The organism is Spirochaetae bacterium HGW-Spirochaetae-1 (assembly GCA_002839375.1).
Classification (GTDB): Bacteria; Spirochaetota; UBA4802; order UBA4802; family UBA5550; genus PGXY01.
In genome coordinates, this window is sequence record PGXY01000010.1 from 233985 (window position 1) to 249574 (window position 15590).

Genomic DNA, 15590 nt, shown 5'->3' on the forward strand with positions numbered 1-15590 from the left:
GATGAGAGTTTATTGGATAATATTTTTATGTTTTATTTCATTCTCCTGTTCAAAAATAGGGCATGCTGGTTGGATTTTATCAATGGACAAAAACGATAACGGAGAATATTTTGTTTCATCCGATAATTATGGAAATAGATTTCTTTGGAATGGTAGTTTTAAAAGAGTTGGCAGCTTTCCATATTTTTGGGGAGGAATATATTATATACAATTTACTTGTGATAATAAAATTATTTCAGCAACACGAGATAATGAAATCCTGATTTCAGATTTGAGTGGTTCGAATTTAAAGGAATTTACTGCACATGAAGATTCAATCACCGGATTGTCAGTTAATACAAATGATTGTATCTTTGTTTCTTCATCTAAGGATAAATACCTCAAAATCTGGAGAAATAATGGTTCTCTTTTTAAAGAAATCATTTTTAAAAAGGCATTCCCAGCAAGCCATAATTTTAGTCATTCAGGCAATTATTTCTGTATTGGTCTAAATAATGGTGAGATACTTATATATAATAATAATTTTTATCTTTTAAAAAGATATATAGGGCATGAAGATGAGGTAACAAATGTTCTGTTCTTAACAGATTATAAAATTGTTACTGCTTCGCGAGATGGTTTTGTGAAAATATGGGGTATCCAGGGCCAATTGATTAATTCATTTCAAGCTCATAAGAAAGAAAGTGGCGTATTGAGTTTATGTGTGAATCAATATGGTGAAATAGTTTCTGGATCATTCGATAGGACAATTAAATTATGGGATTTAGATGGACGATTGAAAATGGTTTTTACAGGCCATGAAAGTGCAGTATCTACACTACTTTTTAACAAAGATGGGAGTGTAATAATTTCTGGTTCATTTGATAAAGATATTCGTTTATGGAATAAAAATACGGGAAAATGCATAAAGCGAATTGGACTTCCCTGGTATAGAAAGAATTTTAAAATATAATATGAGACCATATCGGCGCTTTATTAACAAAAGACCATAACTAAGCAGTCTCCTCATAATAGTAATGGTGATGGAGACCGCTGATTATAGATTTCGAATACACAGTTTGTACAGTGACAGTATTCACTTGACAGTTTCCTCTGAAAACCTGTGATAGAAACTGAATACAGCATAACACCTGTTAGCAAAACATCAAATCCTGTTGCCCAAATATGGCCCAAAATATTGTACGTAAAACAATGTATAGCAATATATCCCGTATTTTAACAACTTTCCAGTTGTTTTTAATGTACACTTAATAGTGTCGGGGGTTATCTGTTTTTAGGGGAAGGTGATTCTCCTGTTTCTTGGAAGCGGGGCATATTTGTGCCGGTAAATATTATTCCGTATGATTCAGCTCAAAATACATAAGCATATCCATCAGGACCCGCTCAAGAAGTGGTAAGTACGTTTTGGCGTACTTTTAAAAAAGCCTTTTCCTGTTCGGGAAAAGGCTTTTTTTATTTTCATCAGCTATACCTATGCCGCCAACGGCAGCGAACGATTTACCATGGGATGCAACGCTTCGGGCGCCTCGAACCGTATCCGCAAAGTCACGGACGGATCGAACCAGGTTGTGGGAGAGTATTATTATGATGACCAGGGATTCCGGGTCCGCAAAGTCTCGCGCCGCACCGTGGCCGGAGAGGACCGGCAGATAGAGGTGCTGTACCCGTCAATGTATTTCGGCATAGAAAAACAGTACACGACGGGCGGCACGGAGATCGAGGAAAGCCACTGTGCTGTGAATAACGTGTACCTCAACGGCGTCCGCGTGGCGGTCGTGGCCCCTTCGGGCCAGGCCCTATATTACTTGACAGACCAGGTTGACTCCGTAAAGGTAGTGGTGAATGATTCCGGTCTGCCGATAAAGCGATTCGAGTATTTGCCCTACGGCGAGACCTGGTTTGAGGAAGGGGAAGGAAGTCATGCGCCGAAATATAATTCGCAGGAGTTAGATTTAGAGACCGGGTATTATTTTTATAATGCGAGGCATTATGATCCGGAGATAAGTCGGTTTGTGACGGCGGATAACGTTATTGATGGTGAGTTCGATACGCAGGGGTGGAATAGGTACTCGTATACGAAGGGGAATCCAATTATTTATAAGGACCCGACGGGGCACTTTATTCCCCTACTAGCTCTCGTTGCAGGAGCTGTTTCAGTAGCAAGTTTAGTATTAAGCAATTTAGCACCTCTAAATGATAAGGAATATGAACATCTCGATCCAGCAAACGAAAAAAAAGATAAAGAGAATATTAAAAGAAAAAATATGTCAGTAGAAGCTTCAAAGGATAAAGTCATTGAGGGAAGTGCAACTGAAGGAGTTGATCAGACAACTAAATTTATTAGGGATGATAAAGCGGCAACAAAAATTATTAAGGGTGGTTTAGAGAAAGAGAAAAAATTAATTACAGATAATGATGCCTCTTATCATAATTTAGCAAAGAATAGAAAACAGATGTATAGCGAAATAGACAAAGTCAAAGCAACTCCAGCAAAAAAAACAATTTTCAGTAAAGCTTTAGGACCAGCCTTAGATTTATATTCTATATGGTCTGCTCATTCAGACTCAGATGAATATTGTAGAGAAGAAGGTAAAAAGTGGGATCAAGCAGTAAATGAAAGAAAAAAAGAAGAAAAAGATAGAGGGAGGAGAGTAGAAAATAAAAAATGAGATTAGCTGATTATTCTAAGAGTATAATATGTATTACAAGCGGGATTATAATTTTGATTCCAGATTCTTATCATGAATCTAAGAATACTTTATTTCTTATAATGGGACTAATATTTATAACCGCTGGTATATTATTCTTTATTTATGACACTTTTTTTAATTAGCCTAAGTAATAATGATATAGTCATTTAAGATATACAGTTTAATTCCCGGACCCCACGCCGAGGATTCTCTATGATAGTTGAAAGTCGCAAGGTCCAGGGGGCAGGTTTTCTGGGAGCAGAAAGTCAGACTTGTTCCTTTTGCCTTTCTCCTTGTACTTCTCATCTCATATTATATCCAAATCGATTTATTCCGAAAACCCTGTTAAGTTTCACCTAACGTTTCTTTTCAATTTTTACGGTATTAATTCAACCGTTCCTTCCTCAAATCTTCCTCCTGAAAAAATTCGTTTAAATATATAAAGTCCGATTATTGTAAGGAAAAGGAACAAGGAGCAAGGTTTAAGTTGAAAGTTTTTGAATCGTTGAGGTAAAACTTTTTCCTTGATACTTGAAACTTGTCCCTTTCATATAACTTTTTATCCCCGTCTATAATAAAAATCGTTTAAAAGAGCTATTTCCTATTATTGATTATTAATAGAGGCCATTAATTCGGCCCAAAAATTAATTTTTTAAAAGGAGATTTTTTATGAGCTATTTATGTGAGTTTTCTCATACGATGATCTTTGTCATCGAAAGAAGTTTTATTAGTTTTCCTCTCGACGAAACTACCTTCGATAAGAAGGAAAATATGTACTGGTATCCCTACGCTAATTCGATGACTTTCAAGATCGGTTTACGTGAAGTTAAATATCGGAACGGTACTAATAAGCATTATAATATGTATATATTATTTCCTGATTTATCAAAGTCTTTTTTAAAAGACGGAGGGAAGATACGGGATTTTAACGACGGTTATAAATATATGATAGAAAAGTTTGATAATATAAAGCACGACTTTAATCGTAATATACTATATGATAATATAAGTAAGATACGTTTATACCGGATAGATTTTCATAGCCGCATTCGGCCGACGGAAGAGATTCGAGAATTCTTTACTGACTCCTTCCGAGAAAATCTGGATAAACTCTCAAAGTACCTTCCCAACGTCAAGAGTATAACGAGCCGTAAAAAGTCCGAAGACGGGATATATTTCCCCGTCTATATTAATTACGATCATAAGACCGGTCTTTTATACGACGAGTTGAGGCATCCCCGGAAAGAGGATTTTCTTAAATTCGAAATCCGTTACAGAGGGGCAAGACGACTTAAAACTCTCTTCGATACGTACGATATCGACGATCTTCAGTTGTTAAATCTTATCGATTACCCCGTGGAAAAGCTGGAAGAGTATTTCTACTCCGATCTTGACGGATTCATTGAGAATTTCAACCTGGCAAAAAAATCCGTAGGGAAAAGTTATACAAAGGCCATAGGTAATATGGAATCCGTCTTATATGGGACTCCCTTTAACGGTATTCGGGATTTTACACGGTTGTATAATAAGCTGGAAAAGGAGGAAAAGAAGAAACGGACTTTGAGTAAAAACGTTGAACTCCGTATGGTGGTACTGGAAAAGTTCCCGGAAATAGATAAGGATATAAAAGAGTGGCTGATAAAAGATCGGCCCGATATCGCCGGGACCCCCCATAATCAGGAAAGATGTCCCCTCCATTAGGAGTTAAAACATGAGATATTCACAAGGATTTAAACGAAGTACAGTAAGAAAATCATGGTCTACCATCAACCGTCTCATCCCGCTCTCGGGCCAGAACTGCGGAGCAGGGAAAAATCCAAAAATATATTCCACATAAGAAGAGCAGGACGGATGCCTGCTAAGGAAGAGCTCGAGGTCGCAATTTAGCCATCCTTGGCAATTGCGACACTTCTGACCTCCTGTCGGTCGGACTATCATGATGACATTCCACAGCGCTCCGTGCAGTCCCATGCTCAGGGCAAGCCGCTTCGTCGTTATGGACAGAGCGGCGGGATAAAATTGAGAAGCGATGGCGAAGAAGGGTGTTGATCTGTTTTTCCGTCAGGTAAAGACTGAATACTGTTCGTTTCCCTGTCTCTACTGCCAATTCAGTCTTTGAAATTTGCAACAACTCTGTCAATAACATCGTTGATTTTCTGCCGATGGAGAGAGCCAAGTTTATAAAGGATGATATTTGAGTCGGCGGTGAACAATTTGTTGGGGCGGATATTGCTTGGTTTTATGATGATTCAGCCAGAACGAGAGCAGGCCTTCTTTTTGCATTGCTCAGATCGGAATAGGGAAAGGGGATGACGACAATGTCGCCTTTTACAAATCTTTCCACGCCTCGTCCTCAGCCGGGGTGAGCCATTCTTTTTTCAGGGATGATTCTGACTGGATGTAGTTCTCAAATCCATCTGCTTTTTTGTGTTCCAGAAAACGCACGAAATCCAGCACTTCAGCGGCCAGAGGTTCCGGGAGATTTTCGATTTCTTTGATGAGAATGCTTTTTGTGTTCATGAACACAAGATATAAAAAAAAGTGAACAAGTCAATCGATTTTTCTAGAGCAGAAGAATCATTGCCATCAATAAGTCAGGGATATATATACATCCGCAGGGAAGCGTTGTAACGCGTCCGCCGGGATTCATGCAGCAACCGCGTGAGGGACGACTCGTCGTCAGGGAAAGCGTATCCTCAAACCACCTTATAAGTCTTTTCATAATTGAATGATATCTTTTCTCCCGTAGTGATTTCGTAAAGGGTTTCAGGCGCTATATCGACTTCTCCATTTTCCCAGGTAAGTGTGCCGAATTCTATGGAGAAGTTTTTAAATGTATCTGGGTTTCTTATGTTCTGGTAAATTTCTCCTTCGCTGATGTAGTCCTCAAGATCCGCGATTCCGGATTTACCATTTTGAAAAGCAATTTGGATTTTATAATTACTCAGATGAGTAGCCTCGGATACGGAAAAATACATGATTACCTCCTATTTCAATAGCTCAATTTTGAAAGTATGTTTCTTCTCGCAGGCCAGAATCCAGTTTTCAAAAAGTTCTTTTTTATGCAATGCGGCCCATTCTATGACAAGCCCCATGGCTTTAGGAGGAAAATCTCCGGCTATAATGCTGAAATTATGTATATCGATCAGTATCTCCTAGTCATTATAATAAGCATGGAAATGAGGAGGATAATGATCCTGGACATACATGCGAATCACTATACCGTAAAATCTGCATATCTCAGGCATCAAAAACACCTCATTTATAAAATATAAAATAAAGTATAAAATGCAACGGTAAACATGCTGATTATTGTGTAATATATGAATATGCTGTTAAAATGTCAAATACCTTGGTGAGGGTACTAAAAAAATATACCTATGACAGCCGCAAGGTCCAAGGGGCAAGTTTTCTGAAAGCGGAAAGTAAGACCTCACCCCCGGCAGGTGAGCGTTTTTGAGACATCCTGTCCCCGCTTGCAACTAAAACATCCTTTTTTGAGCCTTCACGCAGGAGAGGGATGACTCTGGAAAGGAATCAGAGTTTTTTATAAACAATAGTCTATATATAAAGAAACCATATCTGTTGCAACATGTATCCAACTAGAAGGCCGACACAACGTCGGTCCGGTCGAGTCGGCCAGGAGGGCTTTTTGTGAAGTCGTATCGAGGCAATACGTGGGAGGTTATTTGCTATATTCAAATGAATTATTAAAGTCTTTTTTCCCGTGTATGACCGCATGAATTATCGAATCATTTTTAGCGTTTTCATAGATGATTCGATAAGAATAAATAATAAGTTCTCTGATATCATCGTCATTGGTCTCTGGAACGATCCTGCCTATTGCCGGAAAGTCTTTAAGTGTTTCGCTCTTTTCGATTATATTATTAATTACCTGATGAGCGTAGACAGGAGAGTCGTGGGCGATATACTCGTAGATTGTTCTCAGGTCTTCTTTGGCTGGTTCAGACCATATTACCATGACTGAACTTCTCTTTTTAAATCCTCAGCAGTGATGGTTTTTCCATTTTTAACCGCATCCTGGCTTCGTGCTACTTTGTCAATGACATAGAGGCGGTACATGATATCATCGATAGTTGCGTTTTCCGGCAGTGACGATATGGCCTTGATGGCTTCTTTTTTTATTGATTGCTGCATGAATGTCGCTCCCTTTTTCAATACGGTATTTTTAAAAGGTAAATATTTAGATTCGCAGATAAATTTTATCTAAAAATAAGTTATAGAAAAGCATCAATATGGTCAAGATAAAAATTCCCCGGATGAGCCGATTAATGCCGCGTCTACACGACTCGGAAGGCCTGTACGGCCAGGGCGGCCCCACGAGCGACACCTGGACCTACGACTACGCCAACCATGCAGCCACGTCCATTGACACGTCAGCTCACGGAAGTGAACGCTTCACCATGGAATAAATAAAAAATATATCAGGTTTTCAAAAATTGAGATATATAGAGAAAAGATTTATGTAACAACATGTATCCAGCTAGAAGGCCGAGACGACGTCGGCCCGGTCGAGTCGGCCACGATGGCCGTTTCGAGACCGCTGCCGGTGATTCGTGTAACGAGTTGATAACCACAGATTAATGCTTGCAAAAAATATCTGCACATAATAAATTCCAGTATAGAGAAAAGTAAGCCGCAGCGGCGAATGAGCTGCATAACAGGATAATGGAAGTGTCGGAGGCAGCAGGGAATGTAAAAACCTTCGGCATGGCAAGGCTCCCCGCCGTCTGAGGGGTGGGCTTTGCGCTACTTTGGCCCATTCCAAAGTAGCAAAGAGAGAGCCAGCGCGGAGCGACCTTACTTGACAGACCAGGTTGACTCCGTAAAGGTAGTGGTGAATGATTCCGGTCTGCCGATAAAACGCTTCGAGTATCCGCCCTACGGCGAGACCTGGTTCGAGGAAGGTGAAGGGAGGGAGCCACGCGCCGAAATATAACTCGCAGGAACTGGATCTGGAGACCGGGTATTATTTCTATAATGCGAGGCATTATGATCCGGAGATATCGAGGTTTGTGACGGCCGATAACGTCATCGACGGTGAGTTCGATACGCAGGGGTGGAATCGGTATATGTACTGTCATGGGAATCCGGTGCAGTATAAGGACCCGACGGGACATGATGCAGAAACACTTACTGATAATTTAAGAGATGCCGCTAACAATGATGATGTTGTCGATCCAGGAAAAATAGTTGCGGATGATTATCTGAATGATCCGGGGGGAACAGCCACAAAGGATAAGGTAGACGAACAAATAAAAAATGATAAAACTGCTTATGGAGTCAAGACTAGCTTAAATAAAGTTGACGTTGTTAAGCGAGTTGTGCTTAGAACATTAAGCAACATGTGGGCTTCTTCATTAGGTAATGTGGGCCATGTCGATCAAGAAACACAAGATAAACATTCTATTGTAGGGGCACCAAAAACTAAAGAAGAAATACTTGGCGATGGAATAGCTTATTATACTGAGGCTGTGGGCGCAGTATTAGGAGCTAAGATTGGATTGAATAGGATAAAGGGTAAAGCAGAGTCAACGGGAGCCATTGAGAAAGAAATTATAACAAGAAAAACTAAAGGTGGTGATGGTGCTGCGTCCAGACATATAATTGAGCGAGAGGATAGTAAAACCATTTCAAAAACTCATCAAGTTGAAAAGAATGGAGAAGTAATTCATCAACATCAAGATCATGTTGGTAAATATGGTACGCAAAGAAGTTTTCCTGATGAGTGGGTTGAATATCCAAGAGTTGATAAAAAATAGATAGGTTATTTATATCATGATAAAAGAAGAAATATATTTTAATGAAAAAGCACATGTTGATTTAGTAAAAGATGTTTTTTGTGAAAAGTCTGATGAATTTAATGAATTAAATATAACTTATGGAGATATAAAAATTAGACAAGATTATTCAGAAGACAATGAATATTGGTCAGAGTTAGAAGTTGATTTATTTATCGATAATAAATTAATTGATGTTATTGAATTTTTTATATATCGAAATAATAAATTGGAAACACAAATTGAAGAAACAAAAATATGGCTATTAAATACCGTTAATGAAATAATGAGTAGATTTAAAATGTAATAGTCAAGATAACACCCGCGTGCCTGCGATTTATTAACAAAAGATCATAATCAGGCTGACTCCTTGTAAAAATAATGATGATGGGATAAGGAGAGTTGCAAGGCACAAGGAAAAAGGGGCAAGTTTTCTGGAAGCAAAAAGTCAGACTTGTTCCTTTTATCTTTCCCCTTGTCCCTTTCATGTAACGCGCGCCTTCAAACCAAAAATGAGCCGACTGACTTCTCGACTCAGATCAAACAACCGATTGAAATCATCTTCATCGATATATTCATAAAAGGAACAAGGTTTTAGGAACAAGTAAAAAGTGTATTGACTGCTGAGAAAATAACTTGTCCCTTGATACTTGTACCTTCCTTTGTCCTGACCCGGCCGGAGACTTTCAACTTTGAAAGTGTAATTTTAAACTATCCCTAAAGAAACCTGCTCACGGGCTTCCTGAACAAGGTTGCCAGTTTTTCAGCCATGTCAACGCTTATAGCCCTTCGGCCTTTTTCCATGTTGGAGATGTGCTGGCGGGGAATGCCGCCCAGTTCCTTGCCGAGTCTTTCCTGCGTCCAGCTGAGATTTTCCCGGTAAATCCGCAGGTAATCACCGGGAGTCATTTTCCGGGACATTTTTTTATACCACTGGCTGTCCTTCACGTCAATGGAGTCGTCGTCATCCTTGATCTTGACGTCATCGCCGTATTCGCTTTTCAGAAGCTTGATAATTTTAGCGGGGATATCCCCTTTCATATCTATTTTAATATGGGGCATTTTCACGAGAACCTGCATAATATACCTCAATAATGATAGATTTCTTTTCATGCCGCCAGCATGCCACTCATTTATGGGAGAGGTGGCAGTGGAATTCGTTCGGGCCAAGTTTGCTGTAGTTGGGCCAGTCATCTCTGATGGGACCGTCTGTCTCAAGGTCGTCAGTAAGCGCCCTGAGTTTCATTTGGATACGTTCAGGCATTTTTGCGACCGTTTTAAGTACACTTTTTTTGATGACAACACTGTACATGAGTCAATGTAATCATTAGATAGGTTACATGTCAAGAGAAAATTAAATACCTGGACCTACGACTACGCCAACCATGCAGTCACGTCCATTGACACGTCAGCTCACGGAAGTGAACGCTTCACCATGGAATAAAGATATCAGGTTACATTGTCGAGCTGTTGCAATACAGGAGAGGACAGGCAGTTCAAACAGCTTTTTCAGGCAGGATCATATCTTTTTTTCCCTTTCTTCCAGTAAATACACGCGGAGACTGCGTTCGCTGCGCATAATGTGAAGGATATAAACGCTGTCGCCGGCTGCATGGTAAAAAATGCGGCATGGACCGACAATGATCTCACGAAGGGCCGGGTCAGGACATAGGTAACGCAGGAAACTTTAAACATTAAACCTGGAACATTGAACTATCCTTAAACATTCCAGTCTAAGACTTTCAACCTTTAACGTTGAACCTTGAAAATTATCATTCCCCCGCACACTGCCATTCATTGCCGAATTCCAGCACGGCATTGTTAAAGACCTGGCTGTCCACGCATCGTTTTAACCCCAGGAGCGGGTAATGCCGGTACGCCGAGACATTCACCGTTGCCGAGAAGGATTCTCCGCCCATTTCCGGCAGGAAGCCATCGGCCGTGGGGATGGACACATCGCCGAAGGAATCGGGGGGAGCGGACATATCGAATTCAAGGGAACGATAGGTGTCTCGGAATACCATTTTACAGGTCCCGGCGCAGGGGTCCTTTGTTGTTTTCAGATATGAACCGGCCCAGGAAAAATTAAAATTCCAGGAAATATTCGGCGAACGATAACTGACCAGCCAGGGGTACAGTATAAGTCCCGGCACAACCTCCACCTTCGTTGATGTCAGCACATACTGGGCGCTGTTTCCCGCGGCAATTCCCTGTGACCATATCCAGGCCAGGGGGAAAACCTGAGCCCAGTTTTTTTCCTGTTCCGCGTAACCGGTACCCTGAAAGGTTTCCGGTTCCTCGCTTTCGTAGAGCGTGTATTCATATTCGGCATCGGAACCAAGGCTGTTTATCCACCAGTGTGTCGGAAAGGGATACGATACCATCCAGCCTTCAATGCTTTTTGAAGGATCTTCCGTGTCCCAGGGCAGCCGGTTCGATGTATGGATGTAGACATCGGCAACGCCGGGAATGCTGATATCAATGGTGTCTTCCGTGATGCTGCCGTATCCCTCGGCTATCCATTCAAAATCCGATTCTTTTTTACAGCTGATAACGGGGTTCTCCGTCACGGGTTTATCGTTGACGAGGGCCATTGTCTTTTCAGGAAAAACGGTATAGGAAAGCGTTGGAGCGCCGTCGCCTTCACTGGCCAGCACATTGATGTAGCCGGGCAGATATTCACCGGGAACATAGGTTTCACCCTTTGGCAGATAGGAAGCCACGATTACGGCCACGGAACGGCTGCCGCCGTCATCGGAAACCCGTGTATACCACCCCTCAAACCAGGGTCCCGTGCCGGACGGGACATGGGGATCATTGGTGGAGCCCGAGCCGGTGCAGTCCGTTTCTTCCTGCCCTGTCGTGAAGCAGTTTAAGCCGGAATCCGCATAGTAATTGTTTTGCGGTGCGTCAGTTAAATCGCAGGCTGGAAAAACAAGGCCGATAGCAATGGTCAGGAGCAGTGATTGTATGAGGTCAGCAACATACCTTTTTCCCATCATCTTGACACCTCTGCATGGGTAATATTGAATTCAGATACTATGGAATTTCCTTCACCGAAACCGGTGCAGGGATACGGGATATTTTATCGGAAATAGAGAAAGGACTTTTGCCGAAGAATAAATTCATCGGCGCATTGTACATTAATAGTTATTCTTCCATGAAAGTATTATAAATATCATGCAATACCCATAATGTCAACATTATTTGTAAAGAGGAAGATTCATTAATTGTCCTGAACGCAAATTCTCATTATAGTAACAAGGGGCAACCTGTCGATATCCGGACTGTCGGAGAAAAGCCCTGACGGATTGGAATCCCTTTAGTTCAAAGTATATGAGCATGTCGAAACGGATACGCTTATGTATTGGCAAGTACGTTCGGTGTGCTTTAAATGAATCACCATAACGTTGATGGCAGGGAGAAATCCCTGCTTTTTTGCCATTATTTTGATAAATTGACACGAAACAATACGAAGGAGTGGAGGCGCCTCTATTTTTTAATTGACTTCTTTATCTTTACCTGCTATATGGTATGTAGTTAAACAGCGGATTCCAATTTTGTATGAGATAGATGTAGCTCATTCATAAAAGTCTACCTTCGAATACAAAATAAATAAATTCCTGCTACAGTCCCTGACCTTTTTTACTCCCCGTAAAAGATGCAAGCGACTCAGATGTGGAGAATTTAGGGATTTCTGTTACATTAATTTAATGAGGTATAACATGTCAGTCAACATTTATGTGGGAAATCTTTCGTACGAGAGTTCGGAATCTCAACTGGAACAGCTTTTTGGTCAGTATGGTGAAGTTACATCGGTCAAAATTATCAAAGACCAGATGTCGGGAAGATCAAAGGGATTTGGTTTTATTGAAATGGCAGATAAAAACGAAGCCAATACTGCGATCGAACAGGTGAACGGGAAAAACTTCCTTGGAAGAAATATAAAGGTTAATCTGGCAAAACCTAGAAACGATAACAGATTCAACAAATATTGATATAATTGTTGCATCGAGACATTCTCGATTGCCTTTTCTCCCGGTAAACGGGTTAAAGGGCAATGAGAATTATAAAGGGGAATAGGCAGTCCGGCAGGAATGGGTTCCATTTTTAAGCGGGATCGCAATTCACGACATGTATGTAAAATGAAAACCGGAGCGGATAACGCACCGGTTTTTTTATTGCCGTATAACAGGAGTAAAATCATTGACAGCGTATGGAAAATACGCTTTATTCATCATGACTCTTTGACTCATACAGGAGGAACGGTCATGCAACCCTTCAAAAACAAAGAGGAACTCCAGGAAAACCTCTCCATTCTCTGGGACAGGATATTTACGACACCTGAAATATTAAGCGCCGTTGCCGGGGCAAAGCTGGTGGCACGGTTCCGCTATACGGACTTTCCTCTCACCTTGTATATCGATATAAAAAATGATCCGCCGCGCTTTTATTTCAATCCGCCGGGAGACGATGATTTTGATGTGGAGATGATTCTTTCATCGGAAACGAGTCATCATTTCTGGATGCAGGAGCTGAACGTGCCCCTGGCAATCGCGTCAAGAAAAATCGTTGCCAAGGGATCGATCCAGAAGGCACTGAAGCTCCTGCCGGCGCTGAAGCCGGCCTTTGCCATGTATCCCGGCGTACTGCGCGATACGGGTCGCCATGATCTGCTCCTGAAGCAGGGGAGGACAAAAATAAGAAAGAAAAAATACTTCTCTTTCGGCAACAGGAAGGCCCGATACAATCCCTCCCTGGTGCCTGCATTTCCCCGGGATTGCCTCTCCGCCTGTGATGAAAAGCGGTGCCTGCCCGTCAGAAATGAAGTAGCTGAAAAGTCCGGCCTGGAAATGCTGGAGGTCATGTGCCGCATACGTTTTTTTGAAGAACACCTTTCCGAGGCATTCCGAAAGGGTGAAGTGCCGACCGAGGCCATACATCTATCCATCGGCCAGGAGGCCGTGGCCGCTGGCGTCTGCTGCAACCTGCGTGACAGCGATTACCTCAATACGACCCATCGCGGTCATGGACATATCATTGCCAAGGGGGCCGACCTGAAGCGAATGATGGCCGAGATTTACGGTAAAGAAACGGGACAGTGCCGCGGCAAGGGCGGGTCCATGCATGTCACCGACGGTGAAAAGGGTATACTGGGAGCCAACGGTATCGTGGGTGCCGGATATCTCCTTGCCATGGGTGCCGGTTTTTCCATTAAAAAGCGGGGCAGCGATGATATTTCCGTGGTGATAGCCGGTGACGGTTCTGTTAACCAGGGAATGTTTCACGAGGCCATGAACATGATTTCGCTTATGCATCTCCCCGTACTGGTGGTTGTTGAGAACAACCGCTACGGGGAGTTCACTTCCCTGGAACGGCATTCGGCCGAGACGCTCATTCATAAGCGGGCCGGGGCATACAACATAGAAGCACTGCGCCTCGACGGCAATGATCTTCCCCTGGTATACCGCGAGACCGGTACAATAATCGCAAAAATGAGGCATGACGGAAAACCGAGACTGCTGGAGCTCATGACCTATCGCTGGCACGGACACATGGAAGGTGAGCCGGAACTGTATCGAACTGAAGAGGAGCGACAGGTCTATAAACAGGATGATCCCATTGAAAAAATGAAAGGGTTTCTCCTCGGTGATGGAATTGCGGTGCAGTCTATTGAGGAAGTCACCTCCCGCGCGCAAAAGGATGTTGACGGGGCTGTTGAGTTCGCCCGTTTATCAAAGGCTCCCGATATCGCGGACCTCATGACCTGCGTCTATTCCCCCGAGAGAGAACCGGTTTTTACGCAGGGGAATATACCCGTCATTCCCGATACGGCCGTGGAAAAGTCCATGGCCCAGGCCATAAATGAAGCACTGGCCGGTGAAATGAAAAGAGACGGCACCGTGTTCATCTGGGGCGAGGATGTGACCCTGGGTGGATATTTCAATGTTACGGAGGGACTGGTGGACGTATTCGGCCCGGACCGCATCATAGATACTCCCATCAGCGAATACGCCATCATCGGCGGGGCCGTGGGTGCTGCCATGACGGGCCTTCGTCCCGTTCCGGAAATTCTTTTCTCCGATTTTCTCACGTGCTGCATGGACCCCATCGTGAACCAGGCCGCCAAGCTGCGCTACATGACGGGCGGGCAGGTGAATATCCCCCTCACCATACGGACACCCGTGGGAAGCGGTATCGGCATGGCTGCACAACATTCGCAGTCCATGGAACGCTTCTTTGCCGGGATACCGGGCCTCATGGTTGTGGCCCCGTCGGACCCCTTCAGTGCCATGGGTCTTCTCAGGGCCTGCATCCGGTCCGATAATCCAATTATATTTTTTGAACACAAGCTCCTCTATGCAGCCACGGGGCGTGTTCCCGACAGTGATTATATTCTTCCCATCGGAAAGGCCTTCGTGGTCAGGGAAGGACGCGATGTTACCATCGTGTCACATCTTCTCGGTGTCAGCGTGGCCCGCGATGCCGCGGTAATTCTTGAATCGAAGGGGATCAGCGCCGAGGTCATAGACCTGTGCACCCTGTATCCCATGGACACCGATACAATCATGGAGTCCCTGGCGAAAACAGGGCGCCTGGTGACGATAGAGGAGGGCAATGCCACGGGAGGCATCGGCGCCGAGGTCATCGCCCGTGCTGTCACGACGGGTTTCGGACTGCTCAGGACAGCGCCCCTGAGGATCGCGGCTCCAGAGTGCCCCATTCCCTATGCGCGGAACCTGGAGAATGCCATGATGCCCGATCCCGAAGATGCGGCGGTGAAAATAGCTGCCATGTTCCGGCAATAATAAATTATGACTCTTCCCGGAATTTTAAGAAAAGATTTGCCACAGAGTCACAGAGGCACGGAGAATTATTCCTTTTACTATATCCTTTACTGCTCTTTCAATTGAATAACAATAATCAGGATTTTTGTTAACAATAAAATGGAATAACATATATTTTCCCATGTTTGTGATACCATCAGGAACATTCATACAATGATTTATAAGGTTTATTTTTAAAAACTCAGTGCCTCGGTGTCTCTGTGGCGACATATTTCTTTGATTTTATTTTAATATAATTTAATTACAATAAT

The 15590-nt window shown here is 42.9% G+C and carries 12 protein-coding genes and 4 pseudogenes; 7 read left to right on the top strand and 9 right to left on the bottom strand.

The window, feature by feature from the left end; all coding sequences use genetic code 11:
- Window position 1: 1 nt before the first annotated feature.
- The 3 genes from CVV44_19920 (at window position 2) to CVV44_19930 (ending at window position 4391) form a co-directional block, all read left to right on the top strand.
- Window positions 2–952 carry a hypothetical protein gene (locus CVV44_19920; protein PKL35795.1) on the top strand — a complete coding sequence of 317 codons (951 nt, stop codon included), beginning with the start codon at window positions 2–4 and terminating at the stop codon, window positions 950–952.
- 550 nt (window positions 953–1502) lie between these two features.
- On the top strand, window positions 1503–2669 hold the full coding sequence (locus CVV44_19925) for a hypothetical protein (GenBank protein ID PKL35796.1): 1167 nt from the start codon (window positions 1503–1505) through the stop codon (window positions 2667–2669).
- A gap of 690 nt (window positions 2670–3359) precedes the next feature.
- The gene (locus CVV44_19930; GenBank protein ID PKL35797.1) at window positions 3360–4391 is read left to right on the top strand and encodes a hypothetical protein; all 1032 of its coding nucleotides are present in this window, start codon (window positions 3360–3362) and stop codon (window positions 4389–4391) included.
- A gap of 407 nt (window positions 4392–4798) precedes the next feature.
- On the opposite strand, the pseudogene CVV44_19935 reads toward CVV44_19930, so the two are convergent.
- The 6 genes and pseudogenes from CVV44_19935 to CVV44_19960 all read right to left on the bottom strand — a co-directional run bounded on the left by CVV44_19935 (window position 4799) and on the right by CVV44_19960 (window position 6848).
- Window positions 4799–5034, bottom strand: a pseudogene (locus CVV44_19935) (hypothetical protein).
- On the bottom strand, window positions 5019–5210 hold the full coding sequence (locus CVV44_19940; GenBank protein ID PKL35798.1) for a DUF2281 domain-containing protein: 192 nt from the start codon (window positions 5208–5210) through the stop codon (window positions 5019–5021). The pseudogene CVV44_19935 and the gene CVV44_19940 overlap by 16 nt, the downstream one beginning before the upstream one ends.
- 176 nt (window positions 5211–5386) lie before the next feature.
- The gene (locus CVV44_19945) at window positions 5387–5668 is read right to left on the bottom strand and encodes a DUF2442 domain-containing protein (protein PKL35799.1); all 282 of its coding nucleotides are present in this window, start codon (window positions 5666–5668) and stop codon (window positions 5387–5389) included.
- 9 nt (window positions 5669–5677) lie between these two features.
- A pseudogene (locus CVV44_19950) lies at window positions 5678–5938 on the bottom strand (transcriptional regulator).
- 437 nt (window positions 5939–6375) lie between these two features.
- Entirely contained in the window at window positions 6376–6672 is a 297-nt protein-coding gene (locus tag CVV44_19955) for a type II toxin-antitoxin system RelE/ParE family toxin (GenBank protein PKL35800.1), read from the bottom strand.
- The gene (locus CVV44_19960; GenBank protein PKL35801.1) at window positions 6666–6848 is read right to left on the bottom strand and encodes a hypothetical protein; all 183 of its coding nucleotides are present in this window, start codon (window positions 6846–6848) and stop codon (window positions 6666–6668) included. Before CVV44_19960 ends, CVV44_19955 begins: the two co-directional genes overlap by 7 nt.
- 607 nt (window positions 6849–7455) lie before the next feature.
- Here CVV44_19960 and CVV44_19965 point away from each other — a divergent pair.
- Together CVV44_19965 and CVV44_19970 are read left to right on the top strand one after the other, a co-directional pair.
- Window positions 7456–8473 (top strand): annotated as a pseudogene (locus CVV44_19965) (hypothetical protein).
- A gap of 16 nt (window positions 8474–8489) precedes the next feature.
- On the top strand, window positions 8490–8798 hold the full coding sequence (locus CVV44_19970) for a hypothetical protein (GenBank protein ID PKL35802.1): 309 nt from the start codon (window positions 8490–8492) through the stop codon (window positions 8796–8798).
- Window positions 8799–9208: 410 nt separating this feature from the next.
- Here the strand turns inward: CVV44_19970 and CVV44_19975 are convergent, their stop codons facing one another.
- From CVV44_19975 to CVV44_19985, 3 genes and pseudogenes are all read right to left on the bottom strand, one after another.
- Complete coding sequence (locus CVV44_19975; GenBank protein PKL35803.1) at window positions 9209–9604, bottom strand: XRE family transcriptional regulator; 396 nt, start codon at window positions 9602–9604, stop codon at window positions 9209–9211.
- Window positions 9540–9803 (bottom strand): annotated as a pseudogene (locus tag CVV44_19980) (hypothetical protein). Before CVV44_19980 ends, CVV44_19975 begins: the two are co-directional and overlap by 65 nt.
- Window positions 9804–10263: 460 nt before the next feature.
- On the bottom strand, window positions 10264–11493 hold the full coding sequence (locus CVV44_19985) for a hypothetical protein (GenBank protein ID PKL35804.1): 1230 nt from the start codon (window positions 11491–11493) through the stop codon (window positions 10264–10266).
- A gap of 723 nt (window positions 11494–12216) precedes the next feature.
- Between CVV44_19985 and CVV44_19990 the strand changes: the two genes are divergently transcribed.
- Together CVV44_19990 and CVV44_19995 are read left to right on the top strand one after the other, a co-directional pair.
- On the top strand, window positions 12217–12489 hold the full coding sequence (locus CVV44_19990; protein ID PKL35805.1) for an RNA-binding protein: 273 nt from the start codon (window positions 12217–12219) through the stop codon (window positions 12487–12489).
- 99 nt (window positions 12490–12588) lie between these two features.
- Entirely contained in the window at window positions 12589–15300 is a 2712-nt protein-coding gene (locus CVV44_19995) for a hypothetical protein (protein ID PKL35806.1), read from the top strand.
- Window positions 15301–15590 lie beyond the last annotated feature (290 nt).

Excerpts from the sequence above, each read along its gene's own strand:
- CVV44_19995 (PKL35806.1), top strand. The coding sequence starts at position 12,589 with ATGGGTTCCATTTTTAAGCGGGATCGCAATTCACGACATGTATGTAAA.
- CVV44_19930 (PKL35797.1), top strand. The coding sequence starts at position 3,360 with ATGAGCTATTTATGTGAGTTTTCTCATACGATGATCTTTGTCATCGAA.
- CVV44_19985 (PKL35804.1), bottom strand. The coding sequence starts at position 11,493 with ATGATGGGAAAAAGGTATGTTGCTGACCTCATACAATCACTGCTCCTG.
- CVV44_19955 (PKL35800.1), bottom strand. The coding sequence starts at position 6,672 with ATGGTAATATGGTCTGAACCAGCCAAAGAAGACCTGAGAACAATCTAC.
- CVV44_19945 (PKL35799.1), bottom strand. The coding sequence starts at position 5,668 with ATGTATTTTTCCGTATCCGAGGCTACTCATCTGAGTAATTATAAAATC.
- CVV44_19920 (PKL35795.1), top strand. The coding sequence starts at position 2 with ATGAGAGTTTATTGGATAATATTTTTATGTTTTATTTCATTCTCCTGT.
- CVV44_19960 (PKL35801.1), bottom strand. The coding sequence starts at position 6,848 with ATGCAGCAATCAATAAAAAAAGAAGCCATCAAGGCCATATCGTCACTG.
- CVV44_19990 (PKL35805.1), top strand. The coding sequence starts at position 12,217 with ATGTCAGTCAACATTTATGTGGGAAATCTTTCGTACGAGAGTTCGGAA.
- CVV44_19975 (PKL35803.1), bottom strand. The coding sequence starts at position 9,604 with ATGAAAAGAAATCTATCATTATTGAGGTATATTATGCAGGTTCTCGTG.
- CVV44_19970 (PKL35802.1), top strand. The coding sequence starts at position 8,490 with ATGATAAAAGAAGAAATATATTTTAATGAAAAAGCACATGTTGATTTA.
- CVV44_19940 (PKL35798.1), bottom strand. The coding sequence starts at position 5,210 with ATGAACACAAAAAGCATTCTCATCAAAGAAATCGAAAATCTCCCGGAA.
- CVV44_19925 (PKL35796.1), top strand. The coding sequence starts at position 1,503 with ATGGGATGCAACGCTTCGGGCGCCTCGAACCGTATCCGCAAAGTCACG.